Origin of the sequence: Asticcacaulis taihuensis (assembly GCF_900100255.1) — a bacterium.
Classification (GTDB): domain Bacteria; phylum Pseudomonadota; class Alphaproteobacteria; order Caulobacterales; family Caulobacteraceae; genus Asticcacaulis; species Asticcacaulis taihuensis.
Genome location: NZ_FMTS01000004.1, coordinates 15,036 through 34,472, shown reverse-complemented (window position 1 = coordinate 34,472; position 19,437 = coordinate 15,036). Strand labels below are relative to the sequence as shown.

The window sequence follows — 19,437 nt, the reverse complement described above, 5'->3', positions numbered from 1 at the left end:
AGGCGAACGCTATTATTGGAAGAAGGGAGTCAGAGCGGCGCGGGCGGCTTCACCCAGTTCGGGGTGTTTCAGGGCCATGGCGACATTGGCGCGCAGCAGGCCGATCTTGTCGCCACAGTCATAGGTGACGCCGTCATATTCCAGCGCATGGAAACCTTGGGTCTCCATCAGGCGGAACATCGAGTCGGTAAGCTGGATTTCGCCGCCGGCGCCCTTTTCCTGTGAGGCCAGCAGTTCGAAGATTTCCGGCTGGAGAATATAGCGGCCCGAAACGATCAGATTGGACGGCGCGGTGCCTGGTGCGGGCTTTTCGACCATGCCGGTCATTTTATTGAGCCGGCCGCCTTTGGCCTCGACGGCGACGACGCCATACTGATGCGTCTGATCGTGCGGCACGGGCTCGACGACGATGATATTGCCACCGACCTCATCATAGGCATTGATCGCCTGCTTGAGCGCCGAAACCTCGGCGTCCATCACCATGTCGGGGAGGATGACCGCGAAAGGCTCATCGCCGATGATATCGCGGGCGCACCAGACCGCGTGGCCGAGGCCATGCGGCTGCATCTGGCGAACGAAGCTCATCTCGCCGGCCTTGGGCAGTTCGGCAAGAAGTTCATTGAGGATCGCCGTTTTCTTCTTGGCAGCGAGTTGCGCTTCAAGCTCGACCTGGTGGTCGAAATAGTCCTCGATGGCGCCTTTCGAGCGGCCGGTCACAAAGACAAAGTGCTCGATACCGGCAGCGCGCGCTTCGGCGACGACATAGGACAGGATCGGACGATCGACGACGTTCAGCAGTTCCTTGGGCACCACCTTGGTGCCGGGCAGTACGCGGGTGCCCAGACCGGCGACGGGGATAACAGCTTTGCGAACACGTTTATGAGTCAAAAGAACCTCAGGAAGAAAGGGGGCTTAATCCATTGCGGATTTGGAAATCAATGATGGGCTCAACGCGCCGAACTATTCGCTCAGGTTTAGAGGTCTGTCCGGTTTACGGCAAGTCTTGTCAGGCAGATTTCCCTACCGTCATAAAAATTTGATGATCTTTCTCTACGTAAAAGGCGTTAAAAAAGAATACACTCGCTCGAATTTACGCCCGCATTCGGTGTGCCGGGATAATAAAATTTGCTTTATTTATTTGAGCCATAATGCTTGCCAATCTGAAAATTGTCATATTTATTCTGGCCCGAATGCGGAGATAACCGCCATAAAGGGAGAGACAGAATGGATATCGAACAGTGTCTGCGCCGGCTTAGACCGATTGTGGTTGCCACACTTCTGCTGACGCCGCTGTGGAGCGGCGTGGCTATGGCACACGAAACGCTTGGCCTGGAAGCCCCCAAGCCCGCCATTGCCCTGACGCCGCCGATGGGGTGGAATTCGTGGAACAAGTTTGCCTGCAACATAGACGAAGCCAAGATTCGTGGCGTGGCCGATGCCATGGCGGCTTCCGGCATGAAGGACGCGGGGTATCAGTATGTGGTGATCGATGACTGCTGGCAGAAGGACCGCACGGCCGATGGTACCATCCAAGCTGATCCGGAACGTTTCCCTTCGGGTATCAAGGCCCTGGCGGATTATGTCCATTCCAAAGGGCTGAAATTCGGCCTCTATTCCGACATCGGCGCCAAGACCTGCGGTGGCCGTCCCGGCAGTCGCGGCTATGAATTCCAGGACGCGCGCACCTGGGCGTCGTGGGGCGTCGATTATGTCAAGGTTGACTGGTGCTATACCGGCTCCAGCGAAGCGAACTCCTCCTACACCATCATGGCCAAGGCGCTGCGGGCATCCGGCCGCGATATCGTTTTTTCCATCTGCGAATGGGGCGACAACAAGCCGGAGGAATGGGCGGCCCCGCTGGGGCATTTGTGGCGCACTACCGGCGATATCCGCGATTCATGGGACAAGGATGAAGGCTACAGCCATTCCTTCCTGTGGATTCTCGATCATAATGCTGATCTCTGGGTCAATTCCGGTCCGAACCACTGGAACGATCCGGACATGCTGGAGGTCGGCAATGGCGGCATGACCGATGTGGAATACCGCTCTCACTTCTCGCTGTGGGCCATGCTGGCGGCGCCGCTAATCGCTGGCAATGACCTGTCGAACATGGACAAGGCAACGCTCGATATACTGACGAACAAGGATGTTATCGCCATCGACCAGGACAAACTGGGCCAGCAGGCGCGCCGTATGGCGCAATCCGGCGATACTGAGGTCTGGGTGCGACCGCTGGCCGGCGGTGACCGTGCGGTCGTTCTGTTCAATCGCGGCGCGGAGGCCAAGACCATTTCGGTGGACTGGGACGCGCTGCAATGGGCGCCGGGTATCAAGGCCAGCGTCAGGGATTTGTGGTCCAAGGCGGTGAAAAAGAGCATCAAGGGCAGCTACAGCGCCGAAGTCGCGCCGCATGGCGTGGTGATGGTGCGGATCAGCCCTACAGTGTGATTACCTTGAAATGATTGCGAAAGGCGCCGGATGTGAAGTCCGGCGCTTTTTTGCTATCGCCTTTGGGTAATGGGAGTGGCCTCCGGGATACGGATATTTTCGAGCAGGGCGGTCATTCCCACCAGACGCCCCGCCGGATCGTAAATGCCCACGGTCGTGCCCGCCGGCAGGTAGGGCCTGACGCGTTTGGACAGATATTCCGAAACGGTCACTGTCCCCGGCATGGAGCGGAAGCGCTCGAAATCCTTGTTTAACTGGGTACGGCCATTCAGGCCGACAGCGACATGCAGGCGGTCAACCGCCTTAATGTACTCAAGCAGATCACGAATATTGGACATTGGCCTCTCCGGGTGTCAACGCGGAACTGGTACGCCTTTACTGTTTACCTGGAGATGGCTGTGTCCGTTTTTAAAGTGGACTTATTGTGCTGGCCGCTCCCTGATCGGAGTAGCCTAGATTTAAAGTGTGAATAATTTGTAGATTTTAACTGTTATTTCTTTGTGCGGTAACGGGTTGCTTTCCGAATACTCAGTCAATATGCTCTATATTTGTACTGGAAATGCGGAAACCGGATATTGCTGGGCATTTCTATGTTTATTGTCGTGGTCGCTTTGGCTTGAGCGGCTTGTTCAACTGCATGGCATGGGCCCTGGCGAGCAGGTTAGCCAGTTCGTCAGCACTGATTGCGGGCAGGCGGACAAGAACGGCGGGGTAGCCGCGGTAATGGGCATCATCGAAGAAGATGTCCGGTGCCGCTTCGATCAGCAGTTCCTTATGGTCGAGGGGGCAGCTTACGGCCAGTACGTCGCGGTTCGGCCAGCGTTTTTGCTTCGGCGTATCGCGCTGCATAAAGGTCCAGGCGAAGCCGCGTCCTCTAACGGAGAAAATGAGGCGTTCGGGGGTGGAGTCATTGATTGCGCCGGGCAGGACAGCGACCAGTTCGTGAACCAGAGCGCTGTCGACCACGGCCTACTCCGCCTGGGCCTTTTCGATAAAGTTCAGCGATTCCAGCAGGATGTCTTCGGACGCCTTGCGGGCGGCGGCCGCATCGCCTTTTTCGATGGCGATCAGTATGGCCTCGTGGGCATGGATATCGGCCATGTGGCCGGAAATCTTGTTGGTGAGCTGGATCGACAGGTGCAGGGCGTTGGTAATCAGCGGCTTCAGGCGCCAGAAGAACGGATTGCCCGACGCCTTCAGTATGGCGACGTGGAAATCGATATCGGCCTGGAGCGCCAGATCGGGCTGGCCGGCGTGATCGATCATCGCCTGCAGACCTTCGCGGATGCCGGCAATGGCGCGCTTGTCCTGGAGTTCGGCGGCCAGCCCTGCGGCGGCCGGTTCTATGGCCAGGCGCATCTGGGCGAATTCGAGGAAAATCTTGTTGGAATAGGGCCGTTCCATCAGCCAGCGCAACACGTCCGGATCAAGCAGGTTCCAGTTTTCGACCGGCTCTACGCGCGTGCCCTGGCGCTGACGCGAACTGATCAGCCCCTTGGCGGAGAGCATCTTGACGGCTTCGCGCATGACGGTGCGGCTGGCGCCGAACCTGGCACAAAGCTCTGCTTCGGTTGGGAAGCCGGTTTTTTCGAACTCGCCGGTGACGATGGATTGGCCAAGGGAGGCGAGGAGCCCGTAGGCGAGGCTGACGCCGAGTTCGGAGCGCATGACGTGTCTTTCTGGTAGGCGTTTGTTAGTCCCTGCGGCGCGTCGCACGATGTCAGAACCTTGAGATTCGCCGCTTCGCCTTAAGAAGCTTACAGAAAAAAATACTATTTAAAACCAGATTCGTCATTTGACGCTTGCCGAAAGGGCGGCCAATATTGTACGACATATTTTATATGTGAGCGCCGACTTCGCAGGTAAAACTTTGCGAAAATAAGCAGGGCGGCGATTTTATGGGAGCGGATACCTTTGAAGAAGACATTCAAGACCTTTGCGTCGCAACAGTTTTTGTTAGCGCTATCAGCGAGTGTGCTGGCTCTTACTGGAGCGGCATCGGCGCAGGCGGCGGCGCCCATTCCGGAATTGGTGCAGAAGAACGGCAAATATGCCCTGATGGTCGATGGCGCGCCGTTCCTTGTTCTGGGCGGCCAGGCCAATAATTCCAGCAATTATGAAGCTGCCCTGCCAAAGGTCTGGCCGGCTATAAAGGACATGCACGCCAATACGCTGACCATGCCGGTGGCCTGGGAGCAGATCGAGCCGGTGGAAGGGAAGTTCGACTTCAGCTTTGTCGACACGCTGGTCAGGCAGGCGCGTGAGAACAATGTCCGCCTGGTCATACTGTGGTTCGCCACCTGGAAGAACACCGGCCCCTCCTATGCGCCGACCTGGGTCAAGACCGACAATAAGCGTTTCCCGCGCCTGACCAACAAGGACGGCACCACCTCTTACGCTCTGTCGCCGCTTTACGATACGACACGCGAGGCCGATAAAAAGGCCTATGTTGAACTGGTGAAGCATATCAGGGCGATCGACGGCGACCAGCATACGGTCATCATGCTTCAGCCGGAGAATGAAACCGGTGTTTATGGCGCGGCCCGCGACTATTCCAAAAAAGCCGATGCCCTGATGGCCAAGCCGGTGCCCGCGGAGCTGCTGAAAAAGTACAACAAGAAGCCCGCAATTGGCCAAAATAACTGGAATGCCGTCTTTGGCAAGGATGCCGATGAGTATTTCCATGCCTGGTCAATCGCCACCTATATCGACGATATTGTGGCGGCGGGCGACGCCATCTATCCGCTGCCGACCTATGTCAATGCCGCGCTGAAAGATCCGCTGAATCCAAATCATTTGGCCGGTGCCTATGCGTCCGGCGGGCCGGTTTACAGCGTGATCGATGTCTGGAAGGCGGCCGCGCCGCATATCGAGCTGCTGGCGCCCGACCTCTATACACCGACTTCGCAAAGCTACGAAAAGACGCTCGAATTGTATGCCCGACACGATAATGCGCTCTATGTCGCCGAGAGCGGAAATTCGCCAGTCTATGCCCGGTACATTTTCTCGGCGCTGGGACGTCAGGGCATTGGCTTCGATCCGTTCGGTTTCGATTATACCGGTTATTCCAACCATCCGCTGGGTACGACCAAAACCGATATCGAAATGGTCAAACCCTTTGCTACGGTCTATAAGCTGTTCGAGGGCATGGACCGAGAATGGGCGAAGCTGAGCTTTGACTCGCAAGTCTGGGGCGTATCGGAACCTGATGATCATTCAGACCAGACGCTCGATCTGGGCGCGAAGTGGAACGCGACGGTCAGCTATCGCGAATGGCAGTTCGGTCTGCGCAAGTGGGACCCGGAAAACAGGAACGGCTATCCGGAGGGGTCTGACGTGCCGAGCGGCGGGGTCGTCGTGGCGAAACTGAGCGACACTGAGTTTCTGGTGGCCGGTCTGAATGCCCGGATTACCTTTGGCGCGGGTAAGGATAACGCCAAAAAGGGCATGTTGGTCGATCGCGTCGAGGAAGGTCACTTTGAAGACGGAAAGTGGGTTTTTGAACGCGTGTGGAATGGTGACCAGACCGATTATGGCCTGAACTTCACCGGACAGCCCGTGATATTGAAGGTCCGCCTAGCGACCTATGAGCAGTAAGTAAAGTAAGATACCCCACCACCAACGGGCAAGAGCCCGTCGGTCCCCCTCCCCAACAAGTTGGGGAGGTATAAGAGAAGGACATCCCTCTTTCTTGTACCTCCCTGGCTATGCCGGGGAGGGGGACCGCACGAAGGCGCGTAGCGGCTGAGATGTGGTGGTGGGGTTTCTTACTTCAAAATAAACAATAAGGGAGAGTTGAGATGAAAGCAGCGAAAATCTGGGCCTCGGTATCAGCCATTGCCCTCGTCATGTCGGCGGGCGCGGCCATGGCCGGTTCCTACGAGAAAACCGCTACCGGTATTGTGGTCAAGCCCGATACGGGCACGGCCAAAGAGGTCCGGCTCGAAGTCATGAGCGATTCCATCATTCATGTGCTGGCCACTGACGATCCGGCCCGCCAGCAGATGCCGTCCCTGATGACCGTGGCGACGCCGGGCGGTGATTTCACCGTTTCCGAAACGAAGAAGAACGTGACGCTCAAGGCCGCAAAGGCTTCGGCCGTTGTCTCTCTGGAGACGGGCCTGGTCACCTTTTATAATGCAGACGGCAAGCCGGTTCTGAGCGAAGCCGCCGCCAGCATCACGCCGGTGACTGTCGAAGGCCAGCCTTACGTCGCCACCCATGCCCAGTTCAACCGCGGCACGACCGAAGGACTTTACGGTCTCGGCCAGCACCAGAACGCCCAGATGGACATGAACGGTGAGGACGTGCTGCTCTCCCAGCACAATATGGACGTGGCCGTGCCGTTCGTGATGTCGGACCAGAATTACGGCCTGCTGTGGGACAACAACTCGATCACTCGCTGGGGCAACCCAACGCCCTATGCCCTGTTCAGCCGCGACCTGAAACTGGCCACTGATGACGGCAAGCCCGGCCTGACGGCCAAATACTATGTCGATGGCAAGCTGGTCCTGACACGCGTTGAAAGCGACATCCGCTACCAGTATCTCAGCGATGTCGCCGCCAACTGGCCCACCGATCCGGCGCTATCCAAGGAGGCGACCGCCGGCAAGAAGGTGCTGGTCGTCTGGGATGGCACCATGACCTCGGACATTTCCGGCGTCCACAAGATGCAGATGTATTCTTCGGACTATGCCGACCTGACCATCGACGGCAAGAAAATCCTCAGCGTCTGGCGGCAGGGCTGGAACCCCTGGTATCACAATTTCGAGCAGAATTTCACCCAGGGCAAGCCGGTGAAATTCCATCTCGAATGGCAGCCTTCGGGCGGCATGATCGCCATTACGCATAACAATCCGCAATCCGCCGCCGACCAGCATTCGCTGCAATTCACCTCGGAAGCCGGCACCGGCCTCAACTATTACTTCATCGCGTCCGACAGCATGGATGGCGTAATCGGTGGTTATCGTCATCTGACCGGCCAGGCGCCGCTGATGCCGAAATGGGCCTATGGCTTCTGGCAGTCGCGCCAGCGCTACGAGACTCAGGATCAGTTGCTCGGTGTCCTCAAGACCTACCGCGACATGCAGATCCCGATCGACAATATGGTGCAGGACTGGTTCTATTGGCCGGAAGACCAGTGGGGCTCACACACCTTCGATCCGGTCCGCTTCCCCGATCCGCAGAAGATGGTCGATGAGGTGCATAAGGAACATGCCCACATCATGATCTCGATCTGGGGCAAGTTCTACGCCAATACCGACAACTACAAAGCCTTTGAAAAGAAAGGCTATATGTGGACGAAGAATGTCGAGGAAGGCCAGCGCGACTGGGTGGGCAAGGGTTATCTCAACAGCCACTATTCGCCCTATAATCAGGAAGCGCGCGACATGTACTACAAGCAGCTTCACGACACCCTGGTCGTGAAGGGCTTTGACGCCTGGTGGATGGATAATACCGAGCCGGATGTGCGCTCCAATACCTCGCCGGAAGAATTCGCCGCCCTGATCACCCCGACCCAGATGGGGCCGGGCGCCATCGTCCATAACCCCTACGCCCTGATGAACACCAAGGCGATGTATGACGGCCTGAAGAAGGACCAGCCGGATACCCGTCAGTTCATCCTGACCCGTTCGGGCTTTGCCGGCGTGCAGCGCAATGCCGCGGCCGTCTGGTCGGGCGATACGGTCGGCCGCTGGAACAACCTATATGACCAGATTGCCGCCGGGGTGAACTTCTCCATGTCGGGCATCCCCAACTGGACGCACGATATCGGCGGCTATGCCCAGGAAACGCGCTTCCAAGGCACGGATGTCGGCGGGCTGCAGGAAAACCGTGCGGCTGGCGGCACAGGTACGGCGGAAGACCTGAAGGAATGGCGTGAGTTGAACCAGCGCTGGTTCCAGTTCGGCGCCTTTTCGCCGCTGTTCCGCTCGCATGGCGAAGGCGTGAAGCGCGAAATCTTCATCATCGCGCCCGAAGGCTCCGAAATGCGCGAAAACATGATTTGGTATGACAAGCTGCGCTACCGTCTCATGCCCTATATCTATGCCACGGCCTCGGATACCTATCATAATTCCGGCACCATCATGCGCGGTCTGGTGATGGATTTCCGCGATCCGAAGGTCAAGGATATCAAGGACGAATACCTGTTCGGCCATGCCTTCCTGGTGGCACCGGTATCCGAATACAAGGCCACCTCGCGCAGTGTTTATCTGCCGGCCGGCGCCGACTGGTATGACTTCTATACCGGTGAACACGTGAACGGCGGCCAGACGATCACGGCCAATGCGCCGCTGAGCCAGATGCCGCTCTACGTCAAGGCGGGGTCGGTGGTGCCGATGGGACCAGTGACGCAGTATGTCGATGAAAAGCCCGACGCGCCGCTGACCTTCATGGTCTATACCGGCGCAGACGGCACGTTCAGCCTCTATGAGGATGACGGCGTCAGCAATGGCTATACGCGCGGGGAGTTCAGCCGCATTCCGCTGAGCTATAATGACAAGACCGGTGAACTGACCATCGGCGCACGCACGGGCAGCTATAAGGGCATGATCGCCAACCGGACCTTCCGCGTGCGGTTCATCACGCCGGGCACTTCGACCAGTGGAAACCTGGACGCCTTTGATAAGGAAGTGGCCTATTCCGGCGCGGCGGTGACGGTAAGAAAGTAACTGCCTTAAATTCTTCGTGAAAAGGCCCGGTCATCATGCCGGGCCTTTTTGCGTTCGGCTTGTTTTCTGTTAACCTGTCCACATCTGAATTGTGCTGCCGGACAGGTCTGCCCGGCACGGCGTACCGTATAAGAGCGTTAACCCACTCTGAGGAAAGGCCACCGTTCATGACCACCGCCATCGATCAGGATTTGCCAGTCTTGAAGGATCAACCGTTCGCCGTGCGCAAGGGGGTTGAAACCCTGCGCAAGGTTTGGACCTTCGGCCGGATGGATGTGGTCTTTCCGGATGGCCGGTCCATGAGGCTTGAGGGGGCGGAGCCTGGGCCTTCGGCCACCCTGCTGGTCAAGGACTTCAATTTCATGAAGCGGGTCATGGCGTCCGGCGATATCGGTTTCTGCGATGGTTACCGCGAAGGGGAGTGGGATACGCCCGATCTGGCGACCCTGCTGACGGTGCTCAGCCTGAACAGCGAGAAACTGGGACAGTTATTCACCGGCAATATTGTGGTGCGGACGTTCAACAATATCGTCCACGCCCTGCGAAAAAACACCAAAAAGGGCAGCCGCCGGAATATTTTCGACCATTACGATCTCGGCAACAATTTCTACGATCAGTGGCTCGATCAGAGCATGACCTATTCGTCGGCCCTGTTCGAGGGCGAACGGTTCCGCGAGCATAAGGATCTCGGCGCGGCGCAGACGGCCAAATATGCCAAGCTGGCGAAGATGGTCGATCTCAAGCCTGGCCAGCATGTGCTGGAAATCGGCTGTGGTTGGGGCGGCTTCGCGCAATATGCCGCCGAGACCATCGGCGCGCGGGTCACCGGCGTCACCATTTCACAGGCGCAAGCTGACTACGCGGTCGAGCGCATGAAGCGGCTGGGGCTGGAGGACCGGGTCGAGATCGTGATGATGGATTACCGCGATATCAAGGGCCAGTTCGACGCCGTGGTGTCTATCGAGATGTTCGAGGCGGTGGGTGAAAGCTACTGGGGCACCTATTTCACCAAGCTGCATGACGTTCTGAAAAAGGGCGGCAAGGCCGGCTTGCAGATCATCACCATCGCCGACGAGATGTTCGAGGACTACAAGTCGCGTGCTGATTTCATTCAGAAATATGTCTTCCCCGGCGGCATGTTGCCCTCGGTGCAGAAACTGCTGGAGCAGACGCAAGGAGCGGGTCTGAAAGCGGTATCCTCCTTCAGGTTCGGCGGCGACTATGCCGAGACGCTCAAACAGTGGGGGCAGCGTTTCGAGGATGCGTGGAAGGAAGGGCGGATCAAGGGCTTCGACGCTCATTTCCGTAAGCTGTGGTTGTTCTACCTGGCCTATTGCGAAGCGGGCTTCCGCACCCAGCGCACAAATGTCGTGCATCTGGAATTGCAGCGGGCGGATTGAACCGCCATTACTGTACATTCCAAGCAAGCCTTTGCGTAGCTTGGCAAGGGCAAGCGCCCGCCGCGCATCTTTGCGCGAGCCTAGCGGCACTTGAGCGGAAAAAATGCCTTGCCGGGCCTCCGCAAGGACGTTACCAACGGCCTCTATCCAATAGCCAGCGGCGAATCTCATCGTGAGTTTCGTCGGTTCGGGGGTCTGTTGCGCGACACGAATATGATCGAACAGGGAAAGTCTGCTGCCGTGAAGGTCGGCGCGATCACCCTTGTCCGCCACGGCGAACCGGCCCTGTCGCGTCGCGTCAAGCTCGACTGGCGCGGTTATGTCGAGTGGTGGGCGAAGTACGATCAGGCCGGCCTGCTGGAAGGCCAGACGCCGCCGCCAATCCTGCACAAGTTCGCCAATGAGGCCCGTTACATCTTTTCCTCGACCCTGCCGCGCTCGATTGAAACGGCAGAAGCTGTTTGTGACGGCAAGGGGTTCACGTCGCTTGAAGCCCTGATTGAGGCGCCTCTTCCGCCGCCGCATCTGCCGTCCTTTATCAGGCTGACGCCGAATTCCTACGCCTGGGGTTTTGTGGCGCGGGTTTGCTGGTGGTATCTTAATATCCACGGTGAGGCCGAAGGCCGCGAAGTCGCCAAGGTCCGCGCCCGCAAGGTGGCCGAGTTCCTTTACGAAAAGGCCAAAGAGGGCGGGGATGTGCTGGTTCTGGCCCACGGTTTCTTCAATCTGATGGTCAGTATCGAGTTGAAGAAAATGGGCTATAGAAAAACCCTGGAGGAGGGGTTTAAATACTGGGGGTGCCGCCGCTACGAACTAAGGACACGCAAATGACCGAAACTGCTGAGCTTTCCTTTGAAGATGCCCTGAAGCAACTGGAAAAGATCGTTTCCGAACTGGAATCCGGCAGTGCGCCGCTCGAAAAGTCATTGGAGCTTTATCAGCGCGGTGCCGAACTGAAGGCGTTGTGTGAAGCCCGCCTGGAAGCGGCGCGTTTGCAGGTCGAGAAGATTTCCCTGAACAAGTCCGGCGCCGTCGAAGGCGTGACCCCGGCTGAGTTTGGTTAGGCCATGACGCCTGTCGCCGCCAATTCCGACCTGCCGCCCCTGCAGGCCCGCATGGCCGAAACGGCCGATCTGGTGACGATGGCGCTGGATGAACTGCTGCCGCGCGGCGAGGGCGCCGAGATGCGCCTGACCGAGGCTATGCGCTATGCGGCCCTGGGGCCCGGCAAACGCCTGCGGCCTTTCTTCGCCCTGGAAGCTGGCCGTCTGTTCGATGCCGATGAAAACGCCGTGCTGCGCGCCGCCTGCGCGCTGGAATGCATCCATGCCTACAGCCTGGTCCATGACGACCTGCCGTGCATGGATGATGACGATATCCGCCGTGGCCGCCTGACGGTTCACCGCGCCTATGACGAGGCGACGGCCGTTCTGGCGGGAGACGCTCTGCAAAGCGTCGCTTTCGAGATTCTGGCGCATGAGGATACCCACGAAGATCCGCAGGTCCGCGTCGAACTGATCCGTATGCTGGCCATCGCTTCCGGTGCGCAGGGCATGGCGGGCGGCCAGATGATCGACCTGATTGGTGTGCCCGATGATCTCGGCGGCGTGGCGCGGATGCAGCGCCTGAAAACTGGCGCGCTGATCGTCTATGCCTTCCAGATACCGCTGATCATCGCCGACGCTTCGGAAAAGGAAGGCATGGCCCTGACGCACTTCGCCCAGGATCTGGGCCTGGCCTATCAGATCGCCGATGATGTGCTCGATGTCGAGGGCGACCCAGAGGAAATGGGCAAGGCGTCGGGCGGTAAGGACGCCGCCATGGGCAAGACCAATTTCGTCACCCTGCTGGGTCTGGAAGAGGCGAAGAGCCGGGTGAAAATACTGGCGGATCAGGCGAAATCACGGCTGGATATTTTCGGCGGGAAAGCCCGTTACCTGCGAGATAGTGTTGACTTTGTACTCAACCGGCGCAACTGAGCCCAATTCTTCTGTCGGGCTGCAAAACCAATGGCTATTTTGTTGCAATGCGCTTAAGACAGGTTTGTATTACGCCAAAATTGCAAAAGATACCGGTTTGCGTTTAGATGCCTGAAACCCCCATCCTCGACAGCCTGACCAATCCCGAATCCATTCGAGACCTGACTGCCTCTCAGGTAAAGGCGCTGGCTGACGAGGTGCGCAGCGAAACCATCGACGTGGTGTCGAAGATCGGCGGCCATCTGGGGTCTTCGCTGGGCGTGGTCGAACTGACGGTGGCCCTGCATCATGTCTTCGAGACGCCGCGCGATATCCTGATCTGGGATGTCGGTCATCAGTGCTATCCGCACAAGATTCTGACCGGCCGGCGCGACCGTATCCGCACCTTACGCCAGGCCGGCGGATTGTCGGGCTTCACCAAGCGCTCCGAAAGCGTCTATGACCCGTTCGGCGCGGCTCATGCCGCCACCTCCATTTCGGCGGCGCTCGGTTTCTGCGCCGCACGCGACCAGAAGGGCGAGGACAACAATGTCATAGCCGTGATCGGTGATGGCTCCATGTCCGCCGGGATGGCCTACGAGGCCATGAACAATGCCGCCGAGACGACCAGGCACCTGACGGTTATCCTCAACGACAACGACATGTCGATCGCGCCGCCGGTGGGGGGCATGAGCGCCTATCTGGCCAATCTGGTGTCGGGCGGGGCCTATCAGTCCCTGCGCCGCTGGGGCAAGAGCGTGGCCGAGCGCCTGCCGCGACCGCTGTTCGAGATGGTGCGCAAATCGGAAGAATTTTCGCGCACCTGGTTCACCGGCGGCACCTTCTTCGAGGAACTGGGCTTCTATTATGTCGGTCCGATCGATGGCCATGACATGGAAAACCTGCTGGCGGTTCTGAAGCGGGTGAAGGAAATCAAGGACCGCCCGGTCCTGGTCCATGTGGTGACCCAGAAGGGCAAGGGCTATGAACCGGCCGAGACATCGCCCGACAAGTATCACGGCGTGGCCAAGTTCGATGTCATCACCGGCGAGCAATCCAAACCCAAGGCCAATGCGCCGAGCTATACCGATGTCTTCGCCTCGGAATTGATCAAGCAGGCGCGCGATGATGACCGTATTGTCGCCATCACCGCCGCCATGCCGTCGGGCACCGGTCTGGACCGTTTCGCCGAGGTCTTTCCGGCGCGCACCTATGATGTCGGCATCGCCGAACAGCACGCCGTCACCTTCGCCGCCGGACTGGCGGCGGACGGCATGAAGCCGTTCTGCACTATTTATTCGACCTTCCTCCAACGCGGCTATGACCAGGTGGCGCATGACGTCAGCTTGCAGAACCTGCCGGTGCGTTTCGCGCTGGATCGCGCCGGGCTGGTGGGGGCGGATGGCGCCACCCATGCCGGTTCCTTCGATATCGGTTATCTCGGTGCCCTGCCGAACATGATGATCATGGCGGCCGCCGATGAAGCCGAACTGGCGGCGATGATCGCCACGGCCGCGGCCTATGATGACGGTCCGTCCGCCTTCCGCTATCCGCGCGGTGAGGCCACAGGCATTGCCATTCCCGAACGGGCCGCGCCTCTGGCGATCGGCAAGGGGCGTATCCTGCGCGAAGGCTCCAAGGTTGCCATCCTTTCGCTGGGCACACGCCTGGGCGATGCGCTAAAGGCGGCCGACATGCTGGCGGCACGCGGTCTTTCGACCACGGTAGCCGATGCCCGTTTCGCCAAGCCGATCGACAAGGATCTGGTGCGGCAACTGGCGAAGCACCACGAATGCCTGATCACAGTGGAAGAGGGCGCTGTCGGCGGCTTCGGCGCCTTTGTCCTGCATTATCTTGCCGGTGAAGGCGCGCTCGATGCCGGTCTGAAAATCCGCACCCTGACCCTGCCGGATACCTATCAGGATCAGGCGTCGCAGGCCCAGCAATATGCCGAGGCCGGGCTTGACGCGGCGGGGATAACCCTTACGGCGCTCCAGGCGCTGGGACTGGATGATGCCGCCCTGGCCAGGGCCATCAACCGCTGATCAAAAACGGCGCCCCTTGCGAGGCGCCGTTCCGGTTTAATATCCGCCGATGATCACCGAGGCGATCAGGCCGGTGGCCACGGCCGCCAGCACGTAGTTGTCGTCGACCCGGCGCCATTCGTAGCCATAGGGCGGACGGCGGAGATGGTGACGGCGATAATCGACATAGTAGCCGCGATGCCAGTCATTGTAAGAGACGTAGCCGCCGCGGCGCCAGTCAGAACGGTCGCGCCAGCCACGATGATAGCCGCGGTCGTACCCGCGATAATAACGGCGGTCGTCATACCGATCGTGTCGGTCATAGCGATCGTGGCGATCATAGCCGCGTTCATAGCCACGATCATGGCCGCGATGCCACGAATCGGCCGAAGCCGCGCCGGCGATGGCAAATGTACCGGCCATTACGGCCAGAGCCGTGGAAATTATAAATCGTTTCATGGCGATTTTCCTCATTCTATCGCCCCCATGAAATCAGATTAGAGGGCTCAGCCTGAACCCAGCATGAATATGTCCGTTATGTAATAATGGGCCGATTACAAACGGTCGGCCGGGATGACAGGAAAGAATAAGGCACCGGAGGGGATGCCAAACCACGGTTCGCCTGCATGTTCTCGCACCTCGCCCATGGCGGCCAGTTCCTGCGCCAGACTGCGAGACAAACGCGCTTCAAGACCATCGCGGACACATATATACGGCCTGAAAGCCTCCGCTTCAGCCTCGAGACGCAAAGGATGCGCCTCATCAGCCGTCACCCGGTCACCGACATTGGTGCGGAAGGTCAGGACGCCCTTGTCAGATGTCATTTCCACGGCGATGAAGGGCACGTCCTCGACCGTGATGCCGACCTTTTCAACCGGCGTGACCAGATAATAGGCATCGTCTTCCCGGCGCAATATCCTGGAAAAAAGCCGGACCATGGCCGGCCGGGTGATGGCGGTGCCGTTATGGAGCCAGACCCCGTCATGCCGGATGCGCATGTCGATATCGCCGCAGAAGGGCGGATTCCATTGCGAGACCGGCGGCAGCGGGCCTTGCGCCTCCGCATCGGCATAGAGATGCGCCAGATCCATCAGGCCGCATCCCGTGCGCGTTCAGGCTCAACGTTGCGCAGCACATCGACCCAGTTTTCGGCGATATTCCGAACCGCTGAGCGGGCTTCATCGACCACGCCCGCAAACAGGTCGAAACCCAGCGGCAGGGTGTCGTAACGGCGGTATAGTGTGGGGTTGCCCGCAGCCTTAAGGCGCCCGGCGAAGGCTTCGCCCTGCCTGGCCAGCGGATCGAGTCCTGCGGATATAATGAAGGTTTTCGGTAGCCCGCCGGGCAGATTTTCCAGAGCGGGAGACAGGCGGGGATCGGTCAGGCTGGTGCCGGCGCCGGCATAGTGGCTGATCATGATAGCCAGGTCGTCCACGCTGATCGGCCACAGGCCGAGGGCGGCCTCCGCCTTGATGGCCGGATCGGCCAGATCGACCAGCGGTGTCAGCAGCATTTGTCCGACGGGGAGGGGACTGTGTTCAAGCCTGAGATCAAGGCTGATCCGCGCCGCCAGGCTGGCGCCGATCAATGATCCGCCCACTGCCACCTGTTCGGAGGCGGCACCCAGACGCACCGCATTGGCCACGGCCCAGTTATAGGCCGCGCGGGCATCTTGCAGCGCCGCCGGAAACCGGTTGAGCGGCGCCAGGCGGTATTCGGGCAGGAAAACTGGGGCGTGCGCTTCGTGCGCCAGCAGGGCAGCGAATGCCCTGCTGAGGTTGGGGCCGCCGATCACGCCGCCGCCCTGGTGGAAAAAGACCAGCAGGGGCGCATCTTCTGATATATGCGCCGGCCGGATCAGCAGTCCGCTGACCTCACCCTCAATAGTTTCATACCTGACACGGATATCATCCGGCAGGCCGAACAGGTCGACGGTTTCCTGCCATTCGCCCCGGACGCTCTCAAGGCTCTTGCCGGTAAGCGACAGGCGCGTGCGTCCGGCCGGATTGGTAAACAGGCCGCGCCACAGGAACTGGATCTGCGCATCAAGCGTCTGGCCCTGGCGATAAACCACGCCGCCGCCAGCGAGAAAACGCAGCACGGCCGCCGGCAGGGTCAGGCCGCGCTTCAGCAGCCAGGTGTTCATATCGGAGGCGCGCATAGACCCTCTGGAATGGTATTGCGGGGGCGGATGAGGCGGGTGCCCCACAGCCCAATTTATCATCTTTCACGCCCGGATCGCAGCGGGTAGTGATAAAAAATCCGCCAAACCGGGATATTTTTGTCAATTTTCCGGTAAAATGCGTGCGAGGCACCCCAAATACGGCGTGTTTTTGTTTGACCGTTTTTAAAACCTGCGTCTTAATATCCCCACAATCCGTTAGTCTGGCTGCCTATGCTAAAGGGATTTGAAGAGTTTCGGCATCCGCCGCAGTCTTTGGTCTCGCCCGCTGCTACCGAGATACACGATTGTCTTGTGAGGGGTAAGAGCCTCACGCCTCGTAACAGCTTGAGACCCAAGGAGAGCATTGATGGCTGAAGGTACGGTGAAGTGGTTCAATACCACGAAGGGTTATGGTTTTATCCAGCCGGCTGAAGGCGGCAACGACGTCTTCGTTCATATTTCGGCTGTGCAGCGCGCCGGCCTGCAAGGTCTGGCCGACGGCCAGAAGGTATCCTACGAACTGCAAAACGAACGCGGCAAGACCGCTGCGGTCGATATTCAGCTTCTGTAAGAGCCTGATCCTTATCTGAGATAGAAAAGCGCAGATGGCGTCAGGCCGTCTGCGCTTTTTTGTGCGTCAATTCCTGGCGGATGCGGTGATCATGGCCCGGATTTCGGCGAGTGTCAGGCCCTCATGGCGGTAATCGCGCAGGGATTTCGAGCCCTTGCGCTTGGCGAGGCGCCGGCCCTGGTCGTCGACCAGCAGGGCATGATGATGGTAGCGCGGAGTCGGCAGGTCAAGCAGGGCCTGCAGCAAGATCTGCGTATGGGTGGCGTCGTAAAGGTCATGGCCGCGGATAATGTCGGTGATCCCCTGCCGGGCGTCATCGATCACCACGGCGAGGTGATAGGCGACGCCGATATCCTTGCGGCCGAGAATGACGTCGCCATTGATCGCCGGATCGGCCTTTTGATGTTCACCTTTTTCCGTGAAGGACAGGCCCTCATAACGCGCGCCGAGGTGTTCGCGTGCCGTCTCCAGCGATAACCGCCAGGCGGGATTGGCGGGTGCTGATGTAGGCGCGGCGTCATCGGCCTGCGGAGCGCTTAAGGCTGCCTCGGCCTCGCCCTTGCGTGTGCGGGCATCGGCATAGAGCAGCCCCATCTCTTTCAGCCTGTCCAGCGCCGCCTGATAATCGGCCAGATGCTCGCTTTGGCGCAGCACAGGTTTTTCCCACTCGATGCCCAGCCAGGTCAGGTCTTCATAAATGGCGGCCTCGAAGTGCGGGCGGCTGCGGGTATGGTCGATATCCTCGATGCGCAGGATAAATTCGCCGTCGTTAGCCCGCGCCGCTTCAAACGCCGTCAGGGCGCTGAAGGCATGGCCGAGGTGCAGGTAACCGGTGGGGGAGGGGGCGAAGCGGGTGCGGTACATGGCTATGGTTTAACGCGATGCCGCAAAAATTTCATAAAAATTTGCCGTTTCCTTTTGCGGGAATCGGGCTCAGAGTAGGCATACAGCCTGATTTATGACTGCCTGCTTTTCATGAGGAGGATACGTCTTCAAACAGTTTGCTACCTGTACCGTGCTTTATGCCGCATGCCATTTCCTGAATCGGGGGCTGACATGCAGGTTCTGAAAAGCCCGCCGTCGGATTGGCGCGCCCTTGTGCTCAATGCCGATTTTCGCCCCCTGTCCTATTACCCGCTTTCCACCAAGCCCTGGCAGGATGTGGTCAAGGCCGTTTTTGAAGATCGTGTCGACGTGGTCTCGACCTACGACATCGAGATTCACTCCCCTTCGATCAAGATGCGCCTGCCGAGCGTGGTGGCGCTCAAGACCTATATCGACCAGAACCGCCCGCCGGCATTTACTCGCTATAATGTCTTTCTGCGCGATGAATTTTCCTGCCAGTATTGCGGCATAGACGAAGACCTGACTTTTGATCATGTTGTGCCGGTCAGCCAGGGCGGCAAGTCGAGTTGGACCAATATCCTGACTGCCTGCGCTCCGTGCAACTTGCGCAAAGGGGGAAAAACTCCCCAGCAGGCACGCATGATGCCGGCAAAAAATCCACACCGGCCGACAATGTATCAGTTGCAGGAACTGGGGCGGCGTTTTCCCCCTAACTATCTTCACGAAAGTTGGATAGACTACCTGTATTGGGATACGCTACTGGAGGGCTGAGCTTCCGGCGTACCGGGGGAATACCGGCTTGGGCGTGGCATAGGATATGTCGTCTGAAAAACCATTACCCGTGCGTTTCGTCATTGATGAACGCCGTTTTGGCCTTGTGTCGTTTCCGCGACCCAGGGGGCGGACCCGTATCCCCCTCGAACCCCTGCAGGGTGCCCTGGAAGCCACGCTCGGCGTGCGGTTTGAGATCAAGCGCGAACGTCTGTTCGGGCCGAAGGTATTGAGTTTCATCTATATGGGCGAGCGTGTGAAGATCCGCCTGCTGGAAACCGGTGACGCCCAGATTGACCTGGCGACGGTCGATGACGATGTGCGCGAAATCATCCTGGAACATCTGCGCCAAAGCCACGATTTCGAGGCGCATTAGGCCGTAAACTCATAAATATATCCGCCATGGTGCGAGACCATTTGTGCGGATACCAGGAGAAAAAGCGAAGGAAATGCCTACATTTTCGAGATTTTTCGACGCCGTAGTCCGTGCAAAGGGGCCGCATCCTTCGGACGGCGAAATGGCTTCATACTGCGGCGTCGATGCGCTTGGTCGTAGGTTAGCTACGGCCAGCGCACATCTC

19 protein-coding genes are annotated in these 19,437 nt (G+C 58.9%); 11 read left to right on the top strand and 8 right to left on the bottom strand.

Annotated elements, in window-relative coordinates; translation table 11 throughout:
* Positions 1–12 precede the first annotated feature (12 nt).
* Complete coding sequence (locus tag BLO49_RS11140; protein ID WP_090648427.1) at positions 13–888, bottom strand: UTP--glucose-1-phosphate uridylyltransferase; 876 nt, start codon at positions 886–888, stop codon at positions 13–15.
* Between the two features lie 336 nt (positions 889–1,224).
* Between BLO49_RS11140 and BLO49_RS11135 the strand changes: the two genes are divergently transcribed.
* Entirely contained in the window at positions 1,225–2,448 is a 1,224-nt protein-coding gene (locus tag BLO49_RS11135) for a glycoside hydrolase family 27 protein (protein WP_090648424.1), read from the top strand.
* Positions 2,449–2,501: 53 nt separating this feature from the next.
* Here BLO49_RS11135 and BLO49_RS11130 read toward each other — a convergent pair whose 3' ends face one another.
* The 3 genes from BLO49_RS11130 to BLO49_RS11120 all read right to left on the bottom strand — a co-directional run bounded on the left by BLO49_RS11130 (position 2,502) and on the right by BLO49_RS11120 (position 4,116).
* The gene (locus BLO49_RS11130; RefSeq protein WP_090648422.1) at positions 2,502–2,786 is read right to left on the bottom strand and encodes a hypothetical protein; all 285 of its coding nucleotides are present in this window, start codon (positions 2,784–2,786) and stop codon (positions 2,502–2,504) included.
* A 256-nt stretch (positions 2,787–3,042) separates the two neighbouring features.
* Positions 3,043–3,414: an MmcQ/YjbR family DNA-binding protein gene (locus BLO49_RS11125; protein ID WP_090648419.1), complete on the bottom strand. Its 372-nt coding sequence runs from the start codon at positions 3,412–3,414 to the stop codon at positions 3,043–3,045.
* Between the two features lie 3 nt (positions 3,415–3,417).
* Positions 3,418–4,116 carry a FadR/GntR family transcriptional regulator gene (locus BLO49_RS11120; RefSeq protein ID WP_090648417.1) on the bottom strand — a complete coding sequence of 233 codons (699 nt, stop codon included), beginning with the start codon at positions 4,114–4,116 and terminating at the stop codon, positions 3,418–3,420.
* A 246-nt stretch (positions 4,117–4,362) separates the two neighbouring features.
* Between BLO49_RS11120 and BLO49_RS11115 the strand changes: the two genes are divergently transcribed.
* From BLO49_RS11115 to dxs, 7 genes are all read left to right on the top strand, one after another.
* Positions 4,363–6,045 carry a DUF5597 domain-containing protein gene (locus tag BLO49_RS11115; RefSeq protein ID WP_245678994.1) on the top strand — a complete coding sequence of 561 codons (1,683 nt, stop codon included), beginning with the start codon at positions 4,363–4,365 and terminating at the stop codon, positions 6,043–6,045.
* A gap of 203 nt (positions 6,046–6,248) precedes the next feature.
* Entirely contained in the window at positions 6,249–9,122 is a 2,874-nt protein-coding gene (locus BLO49_RS11110; RefSeq protein WP_090648412.1) for a glycoside hydrolase family 31 protein, read from the top strand.
* Between the two features lie 167 nt (positions 9,123–9,289).
* Positions 9,290–10,522 carry an SAM-dependent methyltransferase gene (locus BLO49_RS11105; protein ID WP_090648409.1) on the top strand — a complete coding sequence of 411 codons (1,233 nt, stop codon included), beginning with the start codon at positions 9,290–9,292 and terminating at the stop codon, positions 10,520–10,522.
* A gap of 198 nt (positions 10,523–10,720) precedes the next feature.
* Positions 10,721–11,353 (top strand): phosphoglycerate mutase family protein, encoded by a 633-nt coding sequence (locus tag BLO49_RS11100; protein WP_245678993.1) that lies wholly within the window; start codon positions 10,721–10,723, stop codon positions 11,351–11,353.
* Positions 11,350–11,586, top strand: a complete 237-nt coding sequence (locus tag BLO49_RS11095; RefSeq protein ID WP_090648406.1) for an exodeoxyribonuclease VII small subunit — start codon at positions 11,350–11,352, stop codon at positions 11,584–11,586. The genes BLO49_RS11100 and BLO49_RS11095 overlap by 4 nt, the downstream gene beginning before the upstream one ends.
* 51 nt (positions 11,587–11,637) lie before the next feature.
* Positions 11,638–12,501, top strand: coding sequence for a polyprenyl synthetase family protein (locus BLO49_RS11090; protein ID WP_415500283.1), 864 nt, complete (start codon positions 11,638–11,640; stop codon positions 12,499–12,501).
* Between the two features lie 107 nt (positions 12,502–12,608).
* Positions 12,609–14,525 (top strand): 1-deoxy-D-xylulose-5-phosphate synthase, encoded by a 1,917-nt coding sequence (gene dxs, locus BLO49_RS11085; RefSeq protein WP_090648401.1) that lies wholly within the window; start codon positions 12,609–12,611, stop codon positions 14,523–14,525.
* Positions 14,526–14,561: 36 nt separating this feature from the next.
* On the opposite strand, the gene BLO49_RS11080 is transcribed toward dxs, so the two are convergent.
* From BLO49_RS11080 to BLO49_RS11070, 3 genes are all read right to left on the bottom strand, one after another.
* Entirely contained in the window at positions 14,562–14,963 is a 402-nt protein-coding gene (locus BLO49_RS11080; RefSeq protein WP_090648398.1) for an RcnB family protein, read from the bottom strand.
* Positions 14,964–15,058: 95 nt separating this feature from the next.
* Entirely contained in the window at positions 15,059–15,595 is a 537-nt protein-coding gene (locus BLO49_RS11075; RefSeq protein ID WP_090648396.1) for a DUF1285 domain-containing protein, read from the bottom strand.
* Positions 15,595–16,665 (bottom strand): alpha/beta hydrolase, encoded by a 1,071-nt coding sequence (locus BLO49_RS11070; RefSeq protein ID WP_090648393.1) that lies wholly within the window; start codon positions 16,663–16,665, stop codon positions 15,595–15,597. Before BLO49_RS11070 ends, BLO49_RS11075 begins: the two co-directional genes overlap by 1 nt.
* A 370-nt stretch (positions 16,666–17,035) precedes the next feature.
* Here BLO49_RS11070 and BLO49_RS11065 point away from each other — a divergent pair, with 370 nt between their 5' ends.
* Positions 17,036–17,239 (top strand): cold-shock protein, encoded by a 204-nt coding sequence (locus BLO49_RS11065; RefSeq protein ID WP_090648391.1) that lies wholly within the window; start codon positions 17,036–17,038, stop codon positions 17,237–17,239.
* Between the two features lie 66 nt (positions 17,240–17,305).
* Here the strand turns inward: BLO49_RS11065 and gluQRS are convergent, their stop codons facing one another.
* Positions 17,306–18,103, bottom strand: coding sequence for a tRNA glutamyl-Q(34) synthetase GluQRS (gluQRS, locus tag BLO49_RS11060; protein ID WP_090648388.1), 798 nt, complete (start codon positions 18,101–18,103; stop codon positions 17,306–17,308).
* A 192-nt stretch (positions 18,104–18,295) separates the two neighbouring features.
* Here gluQRS and BLO49_RS11055 point away from each other — a divergent pair, with 192 nt between their 5' ends.
* Both BLO49_RS11055 and BLO49_RS11050 read left to right on the top strand, forming a co-directional pair.
* Complete coding sequence (locus BLO49_RS11055) at positions 18,296–18,856, top strand: HNH endonuclease (protein WP_090648385.1); 561 nt, start codon at positions 18,296–18,298, stop codon at positions 18,854–18,856.
* A gap of 46 nt (positions 18,857–18,902) precedes the next feature.
* On the top strand, positions 18,903–19,232 hold the full coding sequence (locus BLO49_RS11050; protein WP_245678992.1) for a hypothetical protein: 330 nt from the start codon (positions 18,903–18,905) through the stop codon (positions 19,230–19,232).
* Positions 19,233–19,437 lie beyond the last annotated feature (205 nt).

Coding starts and splice junctions, on each gene's coding strand:
- BLO49_RS11095 (WP_090648406.1), top strand. CDS start 11,350: ATGACCGAAACTGCTGAGCTTTCCTTTGAAGATGCCCTGAAGCAACTG.
- BLO49_RS11050 (WP_245678992.1), top strand. CDS start 18,903: ATGTCGTCTGAAAAACCATTACCCGTGCGTTTCGTCATTGATGAACGC.
- BLO49_RS11075 (WP_090648396.1), bottom strand. CDS start 15,595: ATGGATCTGGCGCATCTCTATGCCGATGCGGAGGCGCAAGGCCCGCTG.
- gluQRS (WP_090648388.1), bottom strand. CDS start 18,103: ATGTACCGCACCCGCTTCGCCCCCTCCCCCACCGGTTACCTGCACCTC.
- BLO49_RS11105 (WP_090648409.1), top strand. CDS start 9,290: ATGACCACCGCCATCGATCAGGATTTGCCAGTCTTGAAGGATCAACCG.
- BLO49_RS11130 (WP_090648422.1), bottom strand. CDS start 2,786: ATGTCCAATATTCGTGATCTGCTTGAGTACATTAAGGCGGTTGACCGC.
- BLO49_RS11080 (WP_090648398.1), bottom strand. CDS start 14,963: ATGAAACGATTTATAATTTCCACGGCTCTGGCCGTAATGGCCGGTACA.
- BLO49_RS11120 (WP_090648417.1), bottom strand. CDS start 4,116: ATGCGCTCCGAACTCGGCGTCAGCCTCGCCTACGGGCTCCTCGCCTCC.
- BLO49_RS11070 (WP_090648393.1), bottom strand. CDS start 16,665: ATGCGCGCCTCCGATATGAACACCTGGCTGCTGAAGCGCGGCCTGACC.
- BLO49_RS11065 (WP_090648391.1), top strand. CDS start 17,036: ATGGCTGAAGGTACGGTGAAGTGGTTCAATACCACGAAGGGTTATGGT.
- BLO49_RS11090 (WP_415500283.1), top strand. CDS start 11,638: ATGGCCGAAACGGCCGATCTGGTGACGATGGCGCTGGATGAACTGCTG.
- BLO49_RS11055 (WP_090648385.1), top strand. CDS start 18,296: ATGCAGGTTCTGAAAAGCCCGCCGTCGGATTGGCGCGCCCTTGTGCTC.
- BLO49_RS11135 (WP_090648424.1), top strand. CDS start 1,225: ATGGATATCGAACAGTGTCTGCGCCGGCTTAGACCGATTGTGGTTGCC.
- dxs (WP_090648401.1), top strand. CDS start 12,609: ATGCCTGAAACCCCCATCCTCGACAGCCTGACCAATCCCGAATCCATT.
- BLO49_RS11110 (WP_090648412.1), top strand. CDS start 6,249: ATGAAAGCAGCGAAAATCTGGGCCTCGGTATCAGCCATTGCCCTCGTC.